Raw genomic sequence first — 24280 nt, 5'->3', positions numbered from 1 at the left:
TAATTTATCTTATTTAATTTTTTTACAAATGAAATGCCTATACCAAAAATTCTTCAGTTTATTGCTTGCTACACTGTAGCCCTTTTCCTGTAAATGTTTCATTAACTCGTCAAAAGTCATGTGTTTTAACTTTTCTATGTTTTCTAAAACGTAATCTTCAAACTCAATTTTCATGTTAGGCTTAAAATCAACAAAACAAGTTTTTATCCCTGATCTGTTATAAGCCTTTACAAGCCAAAGTTTTAACCCTTCTTCTATCGATAATCCCGTTATTTGAAAACGGGTGCAGTAATCAGATACCGTTGATTTCGGAATTTCTAAAGCTCTACTAATTGCACGATATGACAATCCATGTTGAAATCTTAACCGTAATACCTCTTTTACTGATGCCATAGCTAACCTCTTCATTGTTACTCCCCCTTGTTTAGTTTAGGGAGAGTTTAGAGGTTAGTTCTGCTTAACTCAAGGTGTCCGAATAGTAGCGCTATGGTGTCCGAATGTTTCCGATACGGGTGTCCGAATAAAAACGATATCACTGTCCGAATGTCAGCGATACGGGCAAATAACGTTGAAAGTTCCAACCAATGGGTTTCACACGATTTTATTACGTTTGGATATTTTTTACCCCATTTTCATTTAATTTATCTAATTCAATTCTTCCAGTTTCTTCCGTAGCTGATGTATAAATGGCCTTTAAATCCCTCGCTAATTCTTTCCTGTCTTTATAAGATATAAACTTCAGAGAGTTTCTTACCTGATGAACTATACATCGTTGAATTTCAGATTCTGGATATACCGCCCTGATAGCTTCATTTAAACCTAGTAAACCGTCTATACTGAATGTAAAAACATCTTAAACTTTTTCCCATGGAAGTCACTAATTAATTTCCTTACAATTCATAATAAGATTTAACAATATTTTTATTTTAGAAAATGTTAACTTAATATCTTAACCCTGCATAAGATGTTTTTTGTAATTTTACAGCCATATTTCGGACACTTTTACAGTAATTAACGGTAATTAAAATGATTATAAATAGGCTATAATTTATTGTTAATTCTAAAAATTATTTACTTTCAACTAATTTTATTTAACCTTATTTAACCCCATTCCTTCCATTCAAGTCCCTGTGCCGCCATTTTAAATTTCTTTCAATATCTATAAGTTAAATCTGTAGAATCAAAAGTAATCAACTAAATAGTCAAGATAGATTTCTATCATTCAGATAAGCCTTATGAGATTTTTCCACAATTTCCCTTGCACGCCAGAAAATGCATATGATAAAATTACTTATAGTTTATATTTTTAAAACGAGGCTAAAATGAATAGAGAAAATAAAACAATGAAAATAAAATACATAAAGTCGCCAGATTTTAAGCAGTATTACATAAACGGTGTCTATGGTGGCCTTAATGTTAATGGATTAGTTTCTGTTAAGCTATACTATGAAGATTTTGTTTTACCTGATGAATCAGAATTGGAATTTAGTGAAAATAGTGAAATTCCTAGTGAAACAATAAAAAAGTCTGATTATTATGGTGTTAGACAATTATTGGCTGAACTTATTATGGTACCAGAGCAAGCAAAGCTAATAGGACAATTTCTTGTCAAAATTGCTGATGATTATTTTTCAGAAAGAGAACAGAAGGGTAAATAATATATTTGAGTAGCAATCAATTATTCTAATTCTTTTGGCTCACGGTAGAATAGGTCGATAATATATATAGATATTTATGGCTACAACATTTTTTTATTAATTCTTCCAACCTATGTTTGGTAAGAGAAATATCTGGTCAACCGTAATTTTGATAAGTAAATTGCTGTGTTATCATGTTTGCATTTCTCTAAATCGTTAAATCTAGAAAATAGATAAAAATAACTTTTAACTACTAAAAAGATGCTGAATAAATTTACTCTAATTGATGTATGATTTTGCTTAATTTTTTTTGAATTTCCTTTGCTAAATTAATCAGTTCTTCATTATCAACTATGCTCATCTGAGCAACAGGATTAATTGCAGAAATTTCTACTTTTTTATCAGTTAATTCTCTAACCACAACATTACAAGGTATCATAGTTCCAATGTTTGGTTCTGTTTGCAAAGCTTTGAAACCAAAATTTGGATTACAGACCCCTAAAATTAAATATTTGTTCATTTCTGCTCCTATTTTTTCTTTAAATGTCTTTTGCATATCCAGTTCGAATAGAACTCCAAAACCTTCTTCTTTCAAAGACTTTTTTACACTCAAAACAGCTTTATCAAAATCTTTATCGATTGTTTTGCTAAAATAATAACTCATAATAGTCCTCCTTTAAGATAAAATCTTTATAATTATCAGTTTATTCTCTTTATTTTTTGTCAGTAATTTTAAAATTATAAAGTAAATTACTAAAAAACTAATTGAAAAAAGTGGTGTTGCAAAATTAGTAGCAAAGTTTTTGTCAAGAACTGTTCCTAACAGGGCGCCTAGAAATAGCATTATTACAGGCATGATATAAACAAGTAGCCCATTAGTATAAACACTTTTTTTAGGTATTCCTATTTCTACCATATCTCCCACTTTCACGTTCATGTCAGTTTGTAACTCAAAATGATGTGATTTCCCATGAGCAGTAGCACAGGATTCCTTTGATTTACAATTACCACATCCAACTGAAGGAGTAAGAGCTACAACTACTTTTCCATCTTGTTTTTTACTTATTACTTTTCCACAGGCGGTTGCATATTTACCCATAGCATTATCCTCTAAAATTTTTTGGTTTGATAACGTATTGACTGTATATGTATTAATCTATTATTTAGATGATTCGTTATTTTACTAAAGATTATTGCTAAGCTTAAAGTAAGGAAGAATCTTAGATAAATTGATAATGTTATCATACCAAATCACCTTTTGATTTGTCTTCTTTTACTAAAAATTGTCCCATCATTCCATTATCTTCATGCTCAAGTATATGGCAGTGATACATGAAAATTCCTTTTTTCTTAAACTTCATAATGAGTTCTACTGTGTCTCCATCTCTCAGTGCTATTGTGTCCTTCCATCCTCTTTCATGCAAAGCTGGGGGTTTTCCATTTCTCGATAAAACTTGAAACAGAACACCGTGTGCATGAAAATTATGGATAACATAATTCCTGCCGTTATTATTTATCATCATTCTATGCATACCCATATTGGCAGAAACTCTCCAAATTTCTGTTGTTCCAATTTCCACAATTTCGTCTATTCTGTTTATGTCAAATTGTTTTCCATTTATATTTACCATGTGTCCAAGCCCACTCAATACAAAATCCCTTGTTTTAAAAGATTCATCTTTAGTAATTTTATTAAAGTTTGCTAATCTTGGTGGAATTTCGTAATTTTTTCCTTTTTTACCTATTTTAAACTTTAGAAACTTATAGTTGCCATCTTCTAATGAAACAATATCACCTTCATTAATGCTTGAGAAATCGGCTAATATCTCTATTCTTTCACCTGGAGATAGAAAGATTTTATTGATTTCTATGGGTTTTTCTATAAAACCACCATCTGTTGCTATTAGAAAAATCGGTATTTGTTTATCAAATTTTAACAAATAGCTCCTAGCATTAGAAGCATTTAGTAATCTAAATCTTACAATTCCCCTTGGAACGGTTTTTTTGGGTTCTATGGCACCATTAACCAGTACAGTATTTCCAAGCATTCCAAACATGATATCTCTCATACTAGTGAGGTACACAAGTCTTCCATCGTTTAAGAATCGTTTATCCTGGATAATAATGGGAATGTCATCTATTCCATATTCATTTGGGATATTCAAATTCTCACTTACTTCATCATCAAGGATAAACAAACCACCAAGCCCCCAATATACCTGGGAAGCCGTTGTTCCTATTCCATGGGGATGATACCATACAGTTGCTGCTTGTTGGTCAACAATGAATTTGGCAGTCCATTGTTTACCTGGTAAAATTCTCTGATGAGGCCCACCATCCATCTCTCCTGGCACTATTATCCCGTGCCAATGTACCGTAGTTTCCTCATCCAATTTATTATTTACAACTATTTCAACAATATCACCTTTTTTTGCTCTTAATGTAGGGCCTAATATATTACCATTATAACCTAAAGTAGGAACTCTTACTCCTTCAAAAAATTCAGTAAATCCTTTTTGTACATTAATTGTATATTTAACATATCCCTTTTTTGTAGATTCATTTTTTTGTACCGGAGGAATAGGTAGATTATCCCAGTCTTCTCTGCTATTCGCATACAATACCTTCGGCGCTAATCCTGATAAAAAAGCGGTTGTGAGTAATCCTACATTAAATTTTCTTCTAGTAATCATAAAGCTACTCCTTAGTCCAGCTTTCCAAATCTCTTTTCATGCTGAGAAACTCCTCTTTGGTTATTTCACCTTTTGCGTATCGCTGTTTTAATGTGTTTAAGGCTTCATATGAACTCGATTTCTCTATGCTTTTATTTGAGGCTAAACCTTTTATAAGATAAAACACTGCATAAATTACTGCTATTAATATAACTAACCAGATAATCATGTTAAATATTCCTAAAAAACCAAATCCGTATCCACCACCAAATCCATGCATCATAGCTTACCTCCTCTTAAAAAAGGGGGATGTTGTGCACCCCCTTTTTTAATCATTGTCTGTATCGTAATTATCTGGGAAAGGTCCCATTACAAAGCCCCATGGGTTTACATGGAATTCAAATTTGTTGCCAGCTGCATCTACTACATCAACCTCATACATTGTTCCCATTGGCATTCTAAACTTTTCAACTTCTTTTACTTTATAACCTTTAAAGTTTTCTTTTAAGATTTTCTCTACTAACTTTTTGGCATCATCTTCAGTAATTTGTTTTACGTTACCTTGAAAGCCAGCACCGTATCCCATGCAATATCCTGGTCCGTATCCAAAACCTTGATTATAACCTGGCCCCATCATTCCAGGCCCCATTCCGTATCCTGCTCCTGGTAAAGTGCCTTGGTTGTAGCCTGGTCCCATCATTCCAGGTCCCATACCGTAACCATAACCTCTGCCAAATCCAGGACCGTGAGCAAAAGCCAATGTTGCTCCAAAAATTACAACAGTTGCTAATATCAATAACTTTTTCATATCTGTACCTCCTTAGTATTTTTTTGCCGTAGGCACTTATGGTAAGAGCATAAAGTATGCCAAAATGCCAAAAGCGTGTAACTTGTTGATAATAAAAGAATGATGTGGGGGAGAGTTGTTTTAGAAATTGTGTAATTTTTACACAACTGTGTAAATAATACACACAAAGTAGGTATGATATCGATTATGATTTAAGGATGTTTTACAGTCATATACCCAACCTATAAATGCTGATAGTATTGAGATTGCTTTGCTAACGCTCAGGGTGACGCCTTTATGTTTTTAGTCATTGTGTCAAAGTCAAGTAAAATTCCCCACCTTAGGGCCCTTAAAATTCCCCGGTTACTTTTTAGTATTTTTCATAGATTGTAAACTTTTAATTCTATAGCTTTCACCATTGATTCTAAATATATGAGCATGATGTACGAGTCTATCTATGATAGCAGAGGCTAAAACAACATCACCAAATATATTACCCCACTCTTCGAAAGACCTATTAGTAGTTATGATTATAGAATTATTTTCATATCTATGTCTGATTATTTCAAAAAATTCATCAACATGGTTTAAGGGTATTTTCTTGAAACCAACCTCATCAATTATCAGTAAATCCACACTTAAAAACTGTTTTAATACACTAAAATAACTACCATCTCCTTTCGAGGATACTAATTTTGATACCATGTCATTGGCGTGAATAAATAAAACCTTGTATCCCTTCTTTAAAGCTTCTAATCCTATGGCATTTGCAAGATGTGTTTTGCCTACTCCTGGATTACCCATGAATATTATATTCTTCTTCTCTCCTATAAATCTGCAACTACTTATATCAAGTATTTCTTGCTTATTCAGTTCAGGCTGATAAGTAAAATCATACATAGATAATGTCTTGGATGAATCCAGCTTAGATTTTGAAAATCTTTTCTTAAGAGAATTATTCTGCCTGTTTACTGACTCATCATCAAGTAACAACTCAAGAAAATCCAGGTAACTCAAACTGTTTTCTATTGCATATTGATTTCGGCTTGCTAATGTCTTCGCCATTCCGGATAATTTAAAATTAGTTAGTTTTCTTAAAATCTCTTTCATTGATATAACCCCCTTGGTTTGATAATAAATCATATTTGCTTAAATCATTCGAAAAACCACCACAGTTAACCGATTCTTTAGATGACGCATCTTTTTGAGTATATAAACCAGTTTCACATATCCTCTTTACTGACAAATAACTAATAGAATTAAACTCATTTGCTCTCTTACATGCCAATTCCACTATTTCTTCACCATAACTCTTCACCAAATTGAAAATTCCTTGCATCATACGGTGATAATGATGGGGCTTTTCTCCCTTTAATCTGTTATAAAATTCAAAGGTATTTGTTCCTATCCCGAGTGATTTTGCTTCATAATCTTTAGTTTTTAATTTCGGATTATGGGATTCATTTGTTATGAATTCTCCTACTGATTTAGATACCTTGTGAATTGCTATCTCTTCATATTTTTCATTGTAAATTTTTAATATATTACCATTGCAGCGAATATTTACTTTGGTGCCTATATAATTGTAAGGTACTGAGTAGTAATTATATTTGTAGGTAATGTGACCATAGCGGTTTACTATTCTTTCTGATATGTCATAAACCTCGTATCTCTGAGAGGGTAAAGGCAACAATTTACTCCTCTCTTTCTCTACAAATTGTTCAAAAGGAATTTTTCTTGTCGTGCCATGTATTCTCTTGTTACACACATTTTCTTGCCATTCCCTTAAAAGATCTTTGACCTTATAATAATCTTTTTCTTGAATTGATCTGAAAAAATTATTCTTCACATATTTAATTCCGCTTTCTACTTTCCCTTTCTCCTGAGGATATCTCACCTTACAAGCAAATGGACTACTGCCGTAATATTCAAGCATTGCTGCATACTCTTTCTGAATTACTGGTTCATAAAAATTTACTTTCAATACTCCAGATTTTAGATTGTCTATCTTGATTACCTTGGGTATTCCTCCAAAATATTCAAATGCATTAATGTGGCATCTTAAAAATGTTTCTACGTCCTGGCTCCTAACTATCTCATAATATTTATATCTGCTATGAGATAACACCATGCAAAATATCCAGCTTTTTACTTTTTTGCTTTTTTCGCTATCATAAAGATAACCTATGTAGCCGAAGTCCACTTGGGCTTCTTCGCCTGGTGGGGAAATTAAAGGGACATAAATTCCATTTGGGCCCTTTAGTTTCCTAACGTATTTTTTCATACAACTGTAGCTTACTGATAAGTCATGATCTCTTATTAATTTTTCATGGATCAATACTGCTGTTAAACCTTCTGAAAGATATTCGATTATTTCCTCTTTGTAAGCCTCTAAAACACTTACTCTTGAAAATTTAGGTGGTTCTACTTTGCCGTCTTTCACTTTATCCCTTATCTTTCTCACTGTCTTCCTGTCGATCCCTAATTCCCTGGCTATTTGGGAAATGTTTTTGCCCTGCTTTAATAGTGTTTGGACTGTGTAATACATTTCAACCCCCAGCATTTTATTTCCTCCAACCTGTGTATTTGTTGGAGGATGTTAACATACACAGGTGGGGAATTTTAAGGGCCTTTTACTGGGGAATTATTGTACCTTTAACATCATTGCGAGGAGCATTTGCGACGAAGCAATCTATTGTTATTAATAAGTTATATATCTATGATATCTTTTTATTGTGCAATATCCTCGATTTATTTATTTCTAAAGAATTGTATATTTTTAAGATGGAGGATGTTGCACAATACAAATATGAAATATTGCTAATGCATAAGTTGATCCGTAATATGTTGGTAATAAAGGGATTGCTTCGCTGACGCTCGCAATGACACATTACCATACCCTGTTGTTGCGAGGAACGACGTGACGAAGCAATCTTTTGCTTATCAAGAAGTTATAAAACCAATCATCTACTATTGTGCAACATCCTTGATGTTGAGAAATATGGAATTAGAAAATCTAGGTTATAACTTTTCTTTGTGTAATATCAATTTATAAAGTTAATTTTCGCCTTTTAGTATAAAAACAGTTTTGTGTCCTGAAAGATATTTTTTTGCAGCTTTTATCACTTCTTCAGTGGATGTGTTTTCTATAGAAGAGATGTAGTTATCAAAAAAACGTCCACCAAGTCCGAGTGTTTCAAAAAAGGCTGCATACCATGCGTTTTTATAATTAGTTTGGGCTTCCATTAAGATTCTTCCTGTAAGATAGTTTTTAGCTTTGTCAACTTTTTCATTATTTATATATTTTTCGGCGTTTTTTCCTATTTCATCAAAAGTGGCAAGTGCATCCTTCACATTTTTGTAATCAAGCCCAATATAATTTACAAATCGTGAATTGCAAAGTTTAGATGGATAAAAAGAGCCTACAGAGTATGCATATCCTTTTTCTTTACGTAAAATATTGAAGTATATTGAGCTCATCCCTCCTCCTAAAACTTCTGATAGAATTTTTACAGGGACATAATCTTCATTTGTAGCATCAGGAGCAGTGTAGCCCATGAAAAGTTTTGCCTGTTTAATGTTTGGGTGAGGTTTTTCCACAATTTTATCATTCTCAATATTGCTTTTTTCGCATTTTATCTGAAATTTTTCTCCTTTGGGTAATTTTGAAATAATATCAGTTAATATGTTTTTTTGTTTTTCTGAATAAAAACCAGCAATGGAGACCACCATATTTTTTGCCTGCAATAGATTTTTTATAAAATTTTCTGCATCATTAATGGTGAGTTTTTTTACTGTTTCTATTTCACCAAGAGTATCCATAGCGTAGGGGAAGCTACCATAAGTAGCTTTCATAAAAGATTTTATAGCAAGTTCATCAGGTCTGTCTTGAATAGCTTTGAGTTTTATTAATGTGATTCTCTTTTCATTTTCGAAAATATCTTTATCTATTTTTATATTTGTTAAGAACTCTTGTAATAGTGGTAATATTTCATCAAGGTATTTTGATGGTATAGATAAAGAGATCTCAGAAAAATCTGAAAGATTTGAAGTATTAAATGCACCGCCTAGGTCTTCTACAACTTTCAGAAGTTTGCTACTTTTTTCCCAGCTGTTTAAAGCCAAATTTCCAATACCATTGTTTTCATGGTTTTCTCTAAAAATTCCACCTTTTATCATGATAACAAGGCTGAATGTAGGATTGTAATCCCTTTTATTTTCTATCAAAACAGCTCCATTTTTTAGTGTCACAATTTTCCCTCCAGCTATTGAAAGTGAAGCAAAGAAAATAATTAATAGAATGGTTATATTAATCTTCTTTAACAATGACTTTTCTCCCAACAATTTTAAGTTTATCTTCCACAAACAATTTTACAGCTTCAGGGTATATTCGGTGTTCTTCTTTAAGAATTCTTTCTGAAAGGGTTTCTACAGTATCATTTGGTAATACAGGGACAACGGCCTGTAAAATTATAGGACCGTGATCTACCTCTTCGTCTACAAAATGCACTGTACATCCAGAAAATCTTACACCATATTCCAGAGCCTGTCTTTGTGCATTCAATCCAGGAAAACTTGGCAGTAGTGAAGGGTGAATATTTATTATTCTGTTTTTGTAAGTTCTTACAAAATATGGAGTAATGATTCTCATAAAACCAGCAAGACATACAAGATCAATTTTAAAGCTGTTTAAAACTTCAACAATTTTTTTGTCAAACTCTTCTACTGAACTGAATTCTTTTGGATTAACGAAAAAAGCATTGAGCCCTTTTTCCTTAGCAAATTTTAAGCCGGGCGCATCACTTTTATCGCTTATAACCACTGAAATTTGAGCATTTTTGATTTTTTTTGTTTCTATAGCGTTATAGATAGCTTTAAAGTTGCTTCCTCTTCCAGATAAAAGAACAGCAATGTTTTTCAAAAGTCCACTCCTGAAATTTTTACTGTTTTGTCACCTTTTTCTATAAAACCAATTTCGTAGGCTATGGTAGAATCTTTATTTAAAATATTTAATAAACGCTCTTTTTCTTCTTTTGCCACAACCACAATCAATCCAATACCCATATTAAATACTCTGTAAAGCTCTCTGTTTTCAATATTTGTATTTTGCTTGATAAAAGTATATTCAAAAAGTTCAGGTATTTTTTCGCTAAATATTTTTACTGAGCAGTTATCAGGAAGTATTCTCGGGATATTTTCGTAGAATCCTCCTCCTGTTATGTGAGCCATCCCTTTCACTTTTATATTTTCCTGTAAAAGTTTTTTTACTTCTTGGTAATATATTTTTGTGGGTTTTAAAAGAATATCTGCTACAGTTTGATAATCGTTAATTTTATCGTCGATTTTAAGATTTAAATAATCAAAGTATATTTTTCTCAAAAGTGAATAACCATTACTGTGGTATCCGTTTGATTTTATACCAATTACAACGTCATTTTCTGATATTTTTTTTCCATCAATAATTTTTTCTGCATCCACAACACCGACACAGAAGCCTGCAAGATCAAATTCATTTTGACCATACATCCCTGGCATTTCAGCAGTTTCACCACCAATTAGCGCAGTTTCTGCCTCTTTGCACCCTTCTGCAATACCTTTTACTACATCAGCCATTTTACTAGAGTCTAGTTTCCCTGTGGCTAAATAGTCCAAAAAAAACAGGGGCTTAGCCCCTGTCACAATTACATCATTTACACACATGGCTACCAGGTCAATGCCGATGGTATCATACCTCCCCGCCATAAAAGCTACTTTTAATTTAGTACCAACACCATCTGTGCCTGATACTAAAAGAGGTTTTTTATAATTTTTTATGAAGGATATGTCGAAAAGTCCAGCAAAACCGCCTATAGAATCAGGTACATGTTCATTAAAAGTTGATTCTACATAACCTTTTATTTTTTTTACAAATAAATTACCTTCGTCGATATTTACACCACTTTTTTTGTAATTGAGCTTATCCATTATTCAACTTCACCTTTTTTTAGTTTTTCGATTTCTTCTATAATGAGTTTTTCGGCGAGTTCTGGGACAATCTCCCATACAGCTTTTTCGATAGTTTTTGATAAAACATCTTTAAGTGTTTCTTTTATAAAATCTTCATTGATTATTTCAGATAGTGCTGATTTGATAATATTAGTTGAAATTTGAGCTTTTACATCTTTTAAAAGCTCAGTTTTTAAATTGTTAAGAGAATTTTCTATTGTTTTTACTAAAGTTTCAGTATCAAAACGCAGGGACACTTCTTCAGGTTTTTCCTCAATTTCTTCTTTTTCAATTTCTTCTTCCAAACGAACAGCTTCTGGTTCTACGGTAGTTTCAGGTTCTGTTTCTTCCAGTGAAGGTTCAATTTCTTTATCAATTTCACCCAAAGGAGGAGCTTCTTCGGTTATGTGCAATTCTTTTTCAAGAAGGTTTTCAACCTTTGCATCTATCTGAGATGGTTCTGCTTCAATTTTTTCTTCAAGTTCTTCGCTGGTGGTTGGTTTGACTTCTGGGATTTCAGCTTGTTCAGATTCTAAATGTTCAAAAAGTTCTTCTGATAATCCTTCTCCAGTCTGCACTTCTGTTGAAGTTAGCTCTTCTTCAAGCTCCTGGAAGAGTTCGTCAACTTTGTCTTCACCTACTTGTTCTTCAGCTTCTTTCTCCTCTGTTAATTCTCTAAGTTCCGACAATAAATCAACATCAGCTTGCTCTTTTACTTCTTCTTTAGGAATCTCTTCAGTGACAGATGGTTCAGTTACTTCTAAATCAGAAAAAATATCTTCGATGCCTTCTGCAGGTTTTTCTAATTCTTCGCCTGCTTGTATCTCTTTTTCAAGATCTTTGAAAAGATCTTCTACGCTTTCTTCTTTTTCAGTATCAATTTCAGTGATTTTTTCTTGTTTTTCTTCTTCAGTTTCTATTTCTCCTAAAATTTCTTCGAATTGTTCTGTCTCTTCTTTTTGTGCTTCAGAAGTTACAGTCGCGAGAAGTTCTTCTACATCTTCTTCCCTTTCTACCTTTTGTTGTGCAACTTCAGCAGCGGGAACTTCTTCTTTGATTGAAAATTTTTCAATTACTTCTTCCAATGCGGTAGAATTGAATGGTTTTAAAAGATAAGAATCGGCACCAACTTTTTCTAAGTCTTCTTGTTGAAAGTTATCAAAAGCACCTACAAGTAAGACAACTTTAGTATCAGGATAAGATGATTTTAATTCTCTTACAAACTCATCAATTTTTATGTCAGGTAGCTTATTATCAATTAAAATAACGTCTGGAGAAAAGTTTAGTAGTTTCTGCTTTGCTTCATCTGAAGAGAATGCTTTTGCAACTTCATACAGTTCATCATCCAAAGAAAGGTCAATAACTCTGTGGATTGTAACACTGTCATCAACTAGCATTATTTTTTTCTTCATAAGCAACCTCTATCAAATTTTCAGCGTTAAGTAAATATAACAATTTATGGTTATATTCCACAACACCTTTTATAAATTCTACATCAAAACTGTTTTTTTCGAAAGGTTTAAATTCATTATAACTTATTATATCATAAATTTTGTCAGCTAGCACCCCAATATATCTTTTTTCATCGGTCAAAAATATTACATATTGTGGTTTAGTATTTCCATCTAAGAACTTACTAAAATCAAATATTAATATTTCATCTTCTCCTTGTCTTTGTATGTCATTAATGTCTGACACATGCAATAAGTTGTTTAGATCAATTAAAAAACCGATTTTTCCACATTCAAACATCAATGCTTTCATGATCTATACCTTTTATAGCTTTTAGTATGGAATCTTCTGTAAATGGTTTAATGATAAAGCCATTCGCACCTAGTTCTAATGCTTTATCTTTATGTTTTTCAGTGGCTCTTGAAGTTACGACAAATATCCTAACTTCATTGTCCTGTAAAGAATTTCTTATTTTATCAATTAATTCATAACCATTAACGTTTGGCATTTCCAGGTCAGTAATAATATAAGGAAACCTACTTGTTTCAAGAATTTCTAAAGCGTTTAATCCATCTTTTGCTTGAACGACTTTATAGCCATTTTTAACTAAAATATCTGATAAGTATTTTCTTACCGAAATTGAATCATCAACAATTAGAATTCCATTTGAATGATATGAGATGGTTTTTTCATCTTTTGGTTTATCAATTTTTGTGAAATCTCTTACCTTGATTTTTGTTGAGAACAGACGAACAGTATCTAAAATTAGTCTTACGTCGCCTTTGGGACTTACTGAAGTTCCCAAGAATTTATTTATTTTCACTAAAAATGGCTTAAATTTTTTGGTTATAGTAGTTTCTCTACCTAAAATAGATTCCACTTGAATCATATATTTTTTTTGTGGACCATCTACAAGTATTCCAAATGAATTTTCCCTGAATTCATTTTTTTTCTTTACACCCAAAGCAACCATTAAATCTACAATTTCATAAACTTCATTTCTCAGATTGTAAAAGAAATGCTCTCCAATTTTTTTGATTTTATTAACTTCCAGAGGGATGATTTCGTATACAGATTGAAGTGGTATGGCAAAGATATGTTTATCTTCTTTGACGATCAAATATTCGGCAATAAATTGAGTTACGGGTATAACAAGGATAAATTTTGTAAATTTGTCTTTTTCTGTGTAGACAGATACTGATCCTCCAAGATTTTCAACAATACGTTTTACTACATCAAGGCCTATTCCTCTGCCTGAAACATCTGTGATGGATTCTGCTGTAGAGAATCCTGGTGTAAATATAAATTGCAAAAGATCGTCCATTCTTAGATTATTTGCTTCATATTCTTGTATAAGTTCTAAAGATACAGCTTTTTCTTTTACTGTATTTATATCAATCCCTTTACCATCATCTTCTATTTCAAAAATTATGGAAGTTCCCGATCTGTAAGCTCTTAAATATATACTTCCAGTAGCTGGTTTGCCTTTTTCTTTTCTTTCTTTCTCTGTTTCAATACCATGTGAAACAGAATTTCTTACAAGATGTAAAAAGGCATCATTGATCATGTCGAGAATAGATTTGTCTATTTCGATCTTTTCCCCAGAGATGAAAATATTAACACTTTTACCTTCATTGTTTGCAGTAATTGTTGCTGTTCGCATAGCAGTATTGAACAGGTTTTTTACAGGAACCAATTTCATTTTTGTAAGACTTTTTTCAATGGAGTCAGTTACTCTATTTATGTAAAGAATATCAGTTTGAAATTGGGACAATTTGTGGAAAAGTTCAGAAATCAAGCTTGAAATATCGTTACCGACTTCAACTAACTGTCTGGTTAATATATTAATATCGGTGTATTTATCAAATTCTCCTTCAAAAAAATCTGATAATATTATGCTTTCATTGTCTTCATTATTTCCTTCTTGTTGCAATGAATACATATATTTTTCCCTGAATTCATCAAGGATTTTATTTAATCGTTGTTTTGAGTATTCAAGTTCTTTTGTAAGAGCAAGAATCTCTTTTAAAGATTCTCCTTGTCTGTTTCTTGCAACTATTAATTCACCTGCGAGGTTTATAAGAAAATCAATCTTTTCAATATTTATACGGATATAAGAATCTATAGAATCGGGAGTTCTGATAGGAAATTCTTGGTCTATTAGTTTTTTCGATGGCTTAGCAACTTTTCGTAATTCCGGTTTTGTTTTTGCTGGTATTGTTTCATTGCTTTTTAAATAAGATGTTATCTTGTTTATATATTTTTCTTTTATATTTTCATCTAAATCATTCTTATTTTTTTTTAAATGTTCATCCAACTTGTGAAAGAGTTCTAATAGAAATAAAAAGATTTCTTTATTTCGTTTTATTCTCCCCCCTTTGATCCCTTCCAGTAAATTTTCAAGGGAATGGGCAACTTCTGAGAAGTTATTAAATTCCACCATTGCAGAAGAGCCTTTTAAGGTATGAGTGCTTCTAAAAATTTCTTCAATAATAGACCAATTATCAGGATCAGAAAGGAGAACATTGATACCGTTAAATATGGTATCAAAATGTTCTCCAGATTCCATTAGGAAAAAATTTACTAATTCCTGTTTATTAATATTTGCCATTTTTACTCTACTTTAAATTTGTTAACTGCTTCATTGAGCATTTCAGCAAGTTGGGATAGAGTTGTAATAATCTTGTTGGTTTTCTGAACGTCTTGAGCAGTAGTTACTGCAATTTCTTTCACTTTTTCAGTTACTTCGATTACTTCATTGGTCTCTTCAGCTTGAGAGGAAATACTTTCTGTCATCCCTTTTACCGCGTTACTCACTTTTTCAAGGCTTACATTAATTTCAATTAACGCATCTCCTGCCTCTTCGGTTTTCTTCGAACTAAATTCAATTTTGGAGGAACTTTCTTCAACGAGTTTTACTGTATCACTTGTCTCTGATTGTACTGTTTTTATAAGATTAGTAATTTCTTCTGTTGCTTCATTTGTTCTTTCTGCAAGCTTTCTGATTTCATCAGCAACCACTGCAAATCCGTGTCCATATTCACCTGCCCTTGCTGCCTCTATAGCTGCGTTGAGAGCAAGAAGGTTTGTTTGGTTAGAAATTTCACTAATCACTCTTGTGATTTCGTTAATCTCCATTGATTTTTCACCAAGGGATTTAACTTTTTTACTGGCGAGTTGAGAATACCTTCTAACGTCACTCATAGCCTCAATGGTTTCTTGAAGTAGCTTACTACCGCTTTTAGCACTTTCGTTTGCCTGTAAAACTATATCAAGGGTTTTGGTGGCATTATTCACAACCTCAGTCATTCTATTTTTAAAATCTTCCAATTTTTGAACAACTTTTTCAAGCTCTTCAATCTGAGTACGTGCTCCAGAAGTTGTTTTTTCTGAAGATTTAAGCAGTTCTTCTGTAGACACAACAATGGAGTCACCAGCTTTTTTAATTTCAGCAATTAATTCTTTTATACTTTCTGTCATGAGGTTAAAAGCGTCTGCTACCGCTCCTAATTCATCAGCGGTAACTTCTGCTTGAACGGTCAAATCACCATCAGCGGCACTCGAAACTACATCCATCAGATGTATTGCTTGTCTTTGTAGCCTATTTCTGTCTTCTTCCGTTTGAATATAATTTTTTAATTCATCAAGCATTTCATTCAAAGTATTTGCAATATCACCCAGTTCATCTTTTCTTTTAATATTAACCCTTACATCATAATCACCTTTTTGAATTTTACGCATTGTTTCATTTATTTTGAATAATGGGGAGAAAAGTATTTTGAAGAGGATGAAAGTTAAAATAAACACTAAACCAGCAAAACCTATAGTATAAAGGATTGATTGCTGTCTACCTTTTTCAACTTGACCTAAGATATAGGCTTTATTCTTAAAAAATCCTACTATAATACCAAATTTATTAAGTTTTACTCTACCAATAGAGCCTACAAAACTGTTGTTTTGGAAAGAAATCTCTTTATTGATTGATGATTTTTTAAAAAGGTTGTTCTTTTCTTTTTTTACAATATTTGTAAAAAACTTATCAGGAGCAATAATAAGTGTATCCCGCACAAGAGTATTTAAAAGTACATTACCATCATCATCTAGAGTTATAACAAAACCATAATTTAAAAGATTTTTTGCTCCTGTATGGCAGCTCTGACATGTTGGCTCAGCATTATGAGTGTCACTCACAGTAAATGATTTGTTAATTGAAGTGAATATGTAGTTAGCATCAATTACTGCGCCAAGGGCTCCAATTACTTTACCTTTTTCAAAAATTCCTGTGTAGTAGACAAAATAAGGGAAATCTAAAGAGAGTATAGGTTCGAAATAAATCTTTTCTTTTTCTAAGTCTTCAAAATATATAAATTCATCGATACCAGGTACGTCTCCTTTAAATAAAAACTTTTTATTCACATAATTGTAATCTTGGTCTATTACAAAAAAACCCTTAATATATCCGATTTCTTTTCTGGCTAAAAGGTCATTAAAGACTTTATTAAGTTTTCTCTTACCTTCATTATTTTTAAAAGCATCTTTTAGTTCTTGAAGTTTAGAGGTAACTGATACTGTAGAAATTATATCCTCATTTATCTGGTCTAAAATCACACGGACATTATTAACCTTACCAGAAAGTTCTTTTTGTACCTGAGATAGAGCCAAGTTTGTAGAGTTTTTGTAGATAAAATAAGAAGAAATAAATCCTGTAACGAAAATCAGTAAAAGGATCAAAATGAAAAGCTTGACATTCAAACTAAGTCTCATGGTCCACTCCTTTTAATCAATTTTGAATACGTTATAGCACTTTAACACATCTAAAATTTTGATTTCATCATTTTGATATTTACATTTAAAGCTAAATAATTCTTCGTCAACGGGTTCAATAGAAGGTTTTGGTATTGATATCATTTTAGATGATTCATCCACAAAAATACCCAATAATTCATCTTTTGCTTTTATAATAACATATCTTGTGTCAATTGTCTTTTGAACTAATGTTTGATTGAGATAACTTTTCAAGTCTAATATTGGTATTACTTCCCCCTGATAATAAACTAAACCGAGTAGATGTGGTGGTGCACCAGGGATTTCCACAAGTGGTTTAAAATCTAAGATTATATAGACATCTTTTAAGTTGATAAAAAATATAAAATTTCCTACTTTACATTCAATAAATGTTTCTTTTTCTACCTTATCTGCGAAGACATCTTTTTTTAGTTTTTTATCAAGGAGTTCTTTGATCACAGAAACCTCTTCACAGTTTTGATCAATTCATCAATATTAAAAGGTTTTACGATATATTCATCAGCACCTTGTTTTTTACCCCAAAATTTATCACTTTCTTGCCCTTTGGATGTTACGATAATTACTGGTATATCTTTTATAAGTTCGTCTTTTTTAATTTCTCTGCATACTTGATATCCATTTTTACCTGGCATAATAACATCTAATATAACAAGGTCATAGTTATTCTTTTTAACTTCTTCAATAGCTCTATCACCATCTTCAACAGGTACTACTATATACCCTTCAGCTTCTAACGCTTTTCTCATAATTTCTCTTTCAGTGGCGCTATCTTCTGCAATTAGGATTTTTTTCATCTTTGCCTCCTATTTTATATCTCTAGAAAACCAGTTAATACTAATGCACCAATTGTATTTTTGGCTATTTGTTTGTTGTTGCCAAAGTATTTTACAATTTTTCCAACATTTTTATTTCCATCACATAGTTCATAAATTTTTTTCTCAAATCTACTTAGCGATGAAATATTAGTATCCACTTTTTTGGGCTTTAAATTGTCGTCAAAAATTATTTTGTTTATTTCGATTTTTTCTTCTTTAAATACATGGTATGAAGGAATAAGGTTGGAAACGTCATATTTGAATCGCGAGTGGCAAGTTTCTGGTATATCTACTTCATCTAGGTAATACCTAAAATCTTCCTCTAAAATCTGCTCAATTATTGAAAGAAGATATGATTCATAGTATTTTTGGATGTAGCTGTCATCAAAGTTCAAATTTCTTAATTGTTCATAAAGCTCGGATAATGTTTCTACTTCCATTAGGCATGTATTGCAAATATCTTGGAATAGCTCGTAAACATCATGAAATTTATTGTCTCCAATCCATGCATGAATTATAAATCCATGTTGAATGTAGAAATGAATATCCCTCTCATTATTAAAAAAAGTAAGAACCCCTTCAAATTTATCGATTAGCTCCTTTAGTTTCTCTAGAGTAATCTCAGTACCTTTAACATCACTTATCATGTATCCTGTTTCAAATTTTAATGTCTTTTCAATTAAAGCTCTCAAAGATGGTAATACGCCATCTTCTACTTGTTTGATTATTTTAGTCATTACATTATCTTGAAGTTTGTTGATAGGAAGTACAGAAACAGATGATTCTTCTGCTTGTAATGATTCATAATCTGAAGAGCTAAAATAGTCAGCGGATTTTTCTGCGGTGTTACCTGCTTTGGTATTTAGCATCTCTTCAACTTTGTTTACTAAATCGTCTGCTTGAAAAGGCTTGGCAATAAAGTCTATATTTGTAAATCTTTCTTGAAATCTTGTTCCTACGTCTTCAGCTCTACTGGTAATTAGTAAAATAGGAGTATCTTTATTCATTTCGTTTCTGATAAGTTTTGCGAATTGAAAACCGTTTAATTTTGGCATAATGAAGTCGAGTAGTATGATATCTGGATTAAAACTTTTCAGGATTTCTAATCCTTCTTCACCGTTATATGCAGATTCTAACTGATAACCATTTTCTTCAGTAAAGATCATTTTGAAAAGACGATGCATAGTTGGGCTATCGTCTATTGCAAGTATCTTAGACATTTTAACCTCCAAATCAAATATGCCAGTATGAAGGGATATATATGCTTTTATATTCCTCCAAAGCGTATCTATCTGTCATCCCAGCAATAAAATAAACAATGGAAAGTTTTTTATCCCCCGTAATAGATCTAAAAGACTTGGGAACCATATCAAAGTTTTCCTCATAGTACTTGTATAAATCAAATAAAATCTTATAAGCTTTATCAAACTCTTTTTTTATTATATCACAAAGGTAAACTTTATCAAATAAAAATTCTCTTAAATTTTCGATAAGTAATAGCATGTTATCGCTCATCATAATCTTTTCATAATCAGCTTTTATTGTAGATGTTACTACATCTTTCACTGCATTGTGGATCCTTTCACCGTGAGATGCGCCCAAATTTTTTATGATATTTTTAGGGATGTCATTTTCTGAGATGATTTTTGCTCTTATGGCATCATCAAGATCATGGTTTACATAAGCAATAATATCCGCAATTCTAACAATTTGCCCCTCAAGGGTTTTTGCTAATTTTTTTTCATCAAAAATGGGACCTTTTCCTTTTGAATGTTTTAGGATACCATCCAATACTTCATAGGTGAGGTTTAATCCTTTGCCGTCTTTTTCAATTTTTTCGACAACAGTAATTGAGTGCTCATAATGTTTAAATGGTTTACCGATAATATCGGATAAAATTTGCTCTCCGGCGTGTCCAAATGGAGTATGACCCAAATCATGCCCCAATGCTATTGCTTCCACCAGGTCTTCGTTTAAACGAAGTGCTTTAGCAATTGTTTTTGCTATCTGCATTACTTCTAAAGTGTGTGTGAGTCTTGTCCTATAATGGTCTCCAGCTGGAGATAAGAAAACTTGTGTTTTGTGCTTTAGTCTTCTGAAGGCTTTTGAGTGGATTATACGATCTCTATCTCTTTGAAAATCTGTTCTAAGCTCACATTTTTCTTCTTTTTTCTTCCGTCCTTTACTTTTAATTGACTTTGCAGCTTTAGAATGTAAATATTTTTCCTCTAAAGCTTCAAGTTCCTCTCTTATCATGAAATTTCCTATATATATATTTGTTCACAGGTTCGGGTACAAAGCAACTTACATCTCCACCAAGTGAAGCAATCTCTCTTACCATGCTTGAGCTTAAGAATATATATTTTTTATTAGGCATGAGAAAAACCGTTTCACATTCCTGATAAAGTTTTCTATTCATCAAGGCTAATTGTAATTCGTATTCAAAATCTGATACAACTCGTAAACCTCTCAAAATAATATTTACGTTTTTTTCTTTCATGAAATCAACAAGCAATATAGAAAATGGTTCTATCTCGACATTATGTAAATGGGCAACAGATTCTTTAATCATTTTTACTCGCTCATCCAGGGTGAAAAGAGGCTTTTTCCTTTTATTTTCAGCTACAGCCACAATTAGGCTATCAAACATTTTGGCGCCTCTTTCTATAATATCTAAATGGCCATTTGTGAGAGGGTCAAAAGTTCCAGGATAAATCGCATTCATTGAGCAAGCTCCAAATAATAGATTTTTGTGTCTCCATATCGTTTTTCATCTATCAAACAGAATTTGTCTATTACTTCAAATTCTGTTCTAATACTTTCTTCATATATTAAAATTCCATCATTTGCAATGATTTGATTTTTAAAAATTGTTGTTAACAATCTTTTTGAATCTACCCTGCCATAAGGGGGATCAATAAAAATAATATTAAAATCAAGTTTTAGTTTGTTTAAAACTTTAAAAACATCCCCTTTTATTACTTTAAAGTTACTTAGTTTAATTAAACTGAGATTGGATTTTAATGATCTTGTATCTTTGTCTACAAAGACAACTTCTTTGGCTCCTCTACTAAGAGCTTCAATACCAAAAGCTCCAGATCCAGCAAATAGATCTAAAACTGTAGCATTGTTGATTTTGTCATAGAGCTTTGAAAATATTGCTGATCTAACCTTATCGCTGGTAGGTCTTACCCCAGAACTCTTCGGCGATTTTAAAGATAACCCTTTCAGTGAACCACCTGTTATTCTCAATATACATCCCCCACACTTGATCTGCGATTGATTTAAAATTTACCTCATTAGTATATTCAATGTCCCAGGTTTTTGCAATAATACCTTTATAATTAGGAAAGTTTTTGAAAAGCTTTGGTTTGTGTGTCGTAATTTTACAGTAGAGGTATATCGCAAAGGTTTTAACAATATCACCGAAAGATGGATGAAAATAGCCTCCCACTATATTGTCTTCAATTTTTGATTGATTATGTAGGCCAACTCTTAAAACTGTAGCGCCTAGTTTAATTGCACTAATCAGATAAATAGTAGAAATAGCTAATACTTCAGGAAATGTAAAATTAAGTGAAAATTTTTCTTTTAATAGTTTTGCAAGATGTGTGCTTTTTAAAACGACTGTGGGATATATCCTTAAGAACTTGTATTTCAAATTAGAAAGATAATTCAGATTTAATAAAATATCTTCCAATGATTCACCATACATTCCTACCATTAACTGGATACCAATGTTAAAGCCATTTTTGCTTAAAAGAGTTATTGTGTTTAATACGTCATCTTTTGTGTAAAATCGTCTATTTTTTTTTAAGACATCATCAGAGAAACTCTGAATACCGAGTTCAACAGTTTTAACATTATTACTTTGAAGCTCTTTTATAAAATTTTTATCAAATCTTTTTGGGTATGCAGATATTCTCACTTGTTTAACATCGATTTGCTTAGTTAATTCATAAAGAAAAGCTCTTTTATCATCAGACAAGTAATTGAAACTTCCACCATAAAAAGCTATTTCATCCCAACTATCTTTTAACTTTTTATAAAACTCAAATTGTTCTAGAATATCTTTTTTAAAGTCTTTGATATTTGTGCCAGAGATTATATTTTGGTCACAAAAAATACACTTTCTGGGACAACCCTGAAAAGGGATAAAAATGGGGAGAATGTTATATTTAGACATTAGTCAGCTTTTACAATTGATTGAATATGATCTAATGCTTTTTTTGCTGCATCCATTTCTGCTTTTTTCTTATTTTTGCCAGTGCCTAAAAAAGTGCAGTTATGCAATTTTACTTCTACAGTAAAAACTTTGTCATGCTCAGGACCTTCTTCCTTTACAATTCTATATTCAGGCAAATAACCAAATTCTTTCTGAGTAATCTTCTGCAATTCTGTTTTAGGATCAATAACCTTCTTTCCTTGTATATATTCGTCAATCAGGTCAGACATAAGCTCAAGAACTATTCTTCTTGCCTCATTGTATCCACCATCTAAATAAACAGCAGCCAAAAGTGATTCAAAGGTATCTGCAAGAAGCGATGGCTTTCTATTTCCACCAGTTACAATCTCACCTTTACCAAGCCTTATAAAGTTATATAGATTAATTTTTTTTGCTATTTCGCTGATAAAATCTTCGCTTACAAAAAAGGATCTATATTGGGAAAGTACACCTTCATTTAAATCTTTATACTTTATTATCATATATTCGGTAATAATCAACTGTAATACTGCGTCACCTAGAAATTCTAAACGCTCATAATTTTTCTTTAATTTTTTTTCATAGGCATAAGATGAATGAGTAATAGCCTCCAATAAAAGAGACTTTGAATTAAAAGAATAGCCTATGATTTTTTCTAACTGCTCGTAATTATTCATATTTCTTTAACAAGAGACAGGCGTTTGTTCCACCAAAACCAAAAGAATTGCTAAGAGCGTATTTAATATTTGCTGTTTTTGGTTTGTTTGGTACATAATCCAGGTCACACTCTGGGTCAGGTTCATCTAAATTTATTGTAGCTGGTATCATTCCATTTTTGAGTGCCAGAGCACAGTATGCTGCTTCAACACTACCTGCAGCACCTAGAAGGTGACCCGTCATAGATTTTGTTGAGCTCACCATTAGTTTATAAGCATGTTCACCAAAAACAGTTTTTATTGCTCTTGTTTCAATTGCATCATTATAAGGTGTGGATGTACCATGTGCATTAATATAATCAACATCTTCTGGGTTAATTCCTGCATCTTTAATGGCCATTTTCATTGCTCTTACAGCACCATCACCAGATTCATCAGGAGCAGTGATATGGTAGGCATCCCCAGTCATTCCGTATCCTACAACTTCAGCATATATTTTTGCATTTCTCTTCAAAGCATGTTCTAGTTCTTCTAAAATTAAAATTCCTGCACCTTCTCCCATTACAAAGCCGTCTCTATCCTTATCAAAAGGTCTGCTTGCTTTTTCCGGTTCATCATTTCTTTTTGAAAGGGCTTTCATGTTTGCAAAGCCAGCAACAGCTAATGGTGTAATGGCGCTTTCAGCACCGCCAGCAAACATAATTTTTGCATCACCACGCTGAATAATTTTAAAAGCATCACCTACAGCATGTGAACCTGTAGCGCAGGCTGTTACAACACTACTGTTTGGTCCTTTAAGACCATACCTAATAGAGATAGCACCACTGGCCATATTGATAATTGCAGAAGGGATAAAAAAAGGTGATACACGTCTATATCCTTTATTAAGATAAATTTCATGTTGTTCTTCAATGGTCTGGAAACCACCAATGCCTGATCCAATTATTGCACCAGCTTCTTCATGTTCTATATTATCAAAATTTAAGCCAGCATCTCTTGATGCTAATTCAGCTGCTACAAGTGCAAAAACAATGAATTCATCGAAACGTTTTACATCCTTTTTGTCCACATAATTTTCAGGAGTTAAATTTTTTACCTCTGCTGCAATTTTTACAGGGAATTCTGAGGCATCAAACTTTGTGAGTTGACCAACTCCAGATTTACAAGATAAAAGTCCTTGCCAATTTTCATCTACTCCAATTCCTATAGGAGTTACAAGACCAATACCAGTGATAACTACTCTTTTTTTCACAAAATCCTCCTGCA

Annotated in this window: 25 protein-coding genes and 1 pseudogene; 1 reads left to right on the top strand and 25 read right to left on the bottom strand. The window is 32.1% G+C overall.

The window, feature by feature from the left end:
- Positions 1-9 precede the first annotated feature (9 nt).
- Complete coding sequence (locus tag FHQ18_RS02440; RefSeq protein WP_149265586.1) at positions 10-408, bottom strand: sigma-70 family RNA polymerase sigma factor; 399 nt, start codon at positions 406-408, stop codon at positions 10-12.
- Between the two features lie 122 nt (positions 409-530).
- Positions 531-853, bottom strand: a pseudogene (locus FHQ18_RS02435) (transposase); the annotation flags it as partial.
- 469 nt (positions 854-1322) lie between these two features.
- On the opposite strand from FHQ18_RS02435, the gene FHQ18_RS02430 reads away from it, so the two are divergent.
- A complete protein-coding gene (locus FHQ18_RS02430; RefSeq protein ID WP_149265585.1) occupies positions 1323-1658 on the top strand; it encodes a hypothetical protein in 336 nt (111 codons plus the stop codon).
- A 253-nt stretch (positions 1659-1911) separates the two neighbouring features.
- Here the strand turns inward: FHQ18_RS02430 and FHQ18_RS02425 are convergent, their stop codons facing one another.
- The 23 genes from FHQ18_RS02425 to fabF form a co-directional block, all read right to left on the bottom strand.
- A complete protein-coding gene (locus tag FHQ18_RS02425; protein ID WP_149265584.1) occupies positions 1912-2301 on the bottom strand; it encodes a DUF302 domain-containing protein in 390 nt (129 codons plus the stop codon).
- 12 nt (positions 2302-2313) lie between these two features.
- Entirely contained in the window at positions 2314-2736 is a 423-nt protein-coding gene (locus FHQ18_RS02420; RefSeq protein WP_149265583.1) for a SoxR reducing system RseC family protein, read from the bottom strand.
- 142 nt (positions 2737-2878) lie between these two features.
- Complete coding sequence (locus tag FHQ18_RS02415; RefSeq protein WP_149265582.1) at positions 2879-4330, bottom strand: multicopper oxidase family protein; 1452 nt, start codon at positions 4328-4330, stop codon at positions 2879-2881.
- 4 nt (positions 4331-4334) lie between these two features.
- On the bottom strand, positions 4335-4592 hold the full coding sequence (locus FHQ18_RS02410) for an SHOCT domain-containing protein (protein WP_149265581.1): 258 nt from the start codon (positions 4590-4592) through the stop codon (positions 4335-4337).
- A gap of 45 nt (positions 4593-4637) precedes the next feature.
- Positions 4638-5117, bottom strand: a complete 480-nt coding sequence (locus tag FHQ18_RS02405; RefSeq protein ID WP_149265580.1) for a PepSY domain-containing protein — start codon at positions 5115-5117, stop codon at positions 4638-4640.
- A gap of 342 nt (positions 5118-5459) precedes the next feature.
- Positions 5460-6206 carry an IS21-like element helper ATPase IstB gene (istB, locus tag FHQ18_RS02400; protein WP_149265579.1) on the bottom strand — a complete coding sequence of 249 codons (747 nt, stop codon included), beginning with the start codon at positions 6204-6206 and terminating at the stop codon, positions 5460-5462.
- Positions 6178-7659, bottom strand: coding sequence for an IS21 family transposase (gene istA, locus FHQ18_RS02395; RefSeq protein ID WP_149265578.1), 1482 nt, complete (start codon positions 7657-7659; stop codon positions 6178-6180). The genes istB and istA overlap by 29 nt, the downstream gene beginning before the upstream one ends.
- Positions 7660-8153: 494 nt before the next feature.
- Positions 8154-9422, bottom strand: coding sequence for a M16 family metallopeptidase (locus FHQ18_RS02390; RefSeq protein WP_149265577.1), 1269 nt, complete (start codon positions 9420-9422; stop codon positions 8154-8156).
- Positions 9406-10017, bottom strand: a complete 612-nt coding sequence (gene purN, locus FHQ18_RS02385; RefSeq protein ID WP_149265576.1) for a phosphoribosylglycinamide formyltransferase — start codon at positions 10015-10017, stop codon at positions 9406-9408. Before purN ends, FHQ18_RS02390 begins: the two co-directional genes overlap by 17 nt.
- Positions 10014-11060 carry a phosphoribosylformylglycinamidine cyclo-ligase gene (gene purM / locus FHQ18_RS02380; RefSeq protein ID WP_149265575.1) on the bottom strand — a complete coding sequence of 349 codons (1047 nt, stop codon included), beginning with the start codon at positions 11058-11060 and terminating at the stop codon, positions 10014-10016. The genes purN and purM overlap by 4 nt, the downstream gene beginning before the upstream one ends.
- Complete coding sequence (locus tag FHQ18_RS02375; protein WP_149265574.1) at positions 11060-12493, bottom strand: response regulator; 1434 nt, start codon at positions 12491-12493, stop codon at positions 11060-11062. The genes purM and FHQ18_RS02375 overlap by 1 nt, the downstream gene beginning before the upstream one ends.
- Positions 12468-12845 carry a chemotaxis protein CheW gene (locus tag FHQ18_RS02370; RefSeq protein WP_149265573.1) on the bottom strand — a complete coding sequence of 126 codons (378 nt, stop codon included), beginning with the start codon at positions 12843-12845 and terminating at the stop codon, positions 12468-12470. The genes FHQ18_RS02375 and FHQ18_RS02370 overlap by 26 nt, the downstream gene beginning before the upstream one ends.
- Positions 12826-15144 (bottom strand): hybrid sensor histidine kinase/response regulator, encoded by a 2319-nt coding sequence (locus FHQ18_RS02365; RefSeq protein ID WP_149265572.1) that lies wholly within the window; start codon positions 15142-15144, stop codon positions 12826-12828. The genes FHQ18_RS02370 and FHQ18_RS02365 overlap by 20 nt, the downstream gene beginning before the upstream one ends.
- 2 nt (positions 15145-15146) lie before the next feature.
- Entirely contained in the window at positions 15147-17297 is a 2151-nt protein-coding gene (locus FHQ18_RS02360) for a methyl-accepting chemotaxis protein (RefSeq protein ID WP_149265571.1), read from the bottom strand.
- 12 nt (positions 17298-17309) lie between these two features.
- Positions 17310-17777, bottom strand: a complete 468-nt coding sequence (locus FHQ18_RS02355) for a chemotaxis protein CheW (RefSeq protein WP_188020319.1) — start codon at positions 17775-17777, stop codon at positions 17310-17312.
- Positions 17774-18133: a response regulator transcription factor gene (locus FHQ18_RS02350; protein ID WP_149265569.1), complete on the bottom strand. Its 360-nt coding sequence runs from the start codon at positions 18131-18133 to the stop codon at positions 17774-17776. Before FHQ18_RS02350 ends, FHQ18_RS02355 begins: the two co-directional genes overlap by 4 nt.
- Positions 18134-18147: 14 nt before the next feature.
- Positions 18148-19374: a response regulator gene (locus FHQ18_RS02345; RefSeq protein ID WP_149265568.1), complete on the bottom strand. Its 1227-nt coding sequence runs from the start codon at positions 19372-19374 to the stop codon at positions 18148-18150.
- 13 nt (positions 19375-19387) lie between these two features.
- Positions 19388-20410 (bottom strand): deoxyguanosinetriphosphate triphosphohydrolase, encoded by a 1023-nt coding sequence (locus FHQ18_RS02340; protein WP_149265567.1) that lies wholly within the window; start codon positions 20408-20410, stop codon positions 19388-19390.
- Positions 20391-20879 (bottom strand): pantetheine-phosphate adenylyltransferase, encoded by a 489-nt coding sequence (gene coaD, locus FHQ18_RS02335; RefSeq protein WP_149265566.1) that lies wholly within the window; start codon positions 20877-20879, stop codon positions 20391-20393. The genes FHQ18_RS02340 and coaD overlap by 20 nt, the downstream gene beginning before the upstream one ends.
- Positions 20876-21406, bottom strand: coding sequence for a 16S rRNA (guanine(966)-N(2))-methyltransferase RsmD (rsmD, locus tag FHQ18_RS02330; protein ID WP_149265565.1), 531 nt, complete (start codon positions 21404-21406; stop codon positions 20876-20878). Before rsmD ends, coaD begins: the two co-directional genes overlap by 4 nt.
- A complete protein-coding gene (locus tag FHQ18_RS02325) occupies positions 21327-22340 on the bottom strand; it encodes a radical SAM protein (RefSeq protein WP_149265564.1) in 1014 nt (337 codons plus the stop codon). The genes rsmD and FHQ18_RS02325 overlap by 80 nt, the downstream gene beginning before the upstream one ends.
- On the bottom strand, positions 22340-23035 hold the full coding sequence (gene rnc, locus FHQ18_RS02320; RefSeq protein WP_149265563.1) for a ribonuclease III: 696 nt from the start codon (positions 23033-23035) through the stop codon (positions 22340-22342). The genes FHQ18_RS02325 and rnc overlap by 1 nt, the downstream gene beginning before the upstream one ends.
- On the bottom strand, positions 23028-24266 hold the full coding sequence (gene fabF / locus FHQ18_RS02315; RefSeq protein ID WP_149265562.1) for a beta-ketoacyl-ACP synthase II: 1239 nt from the start codon (positions 24264-24266) through the stop codon (positions 23028-23030). The genes rnc and fabF overlap by 8 nt, the downstream gene beginning before the upstream one ends.
- Positions 24267-24280 lie beyond the last annotated feature (14 nt).

The organism is Deferribacter autotrophicus, from assembly GCF_008362905.1.
Lineage (GTDB): Bacteria > Chrysiogenota > Deferribacteres > Deferribacterales > Deferribacteraceae > Deferribacter > Deferribacter autotrophicus.
Note: the sequence above shows the minus strand (reverse complement) of the source record. Positions and strands in the feature narration are given on the sequence as shown.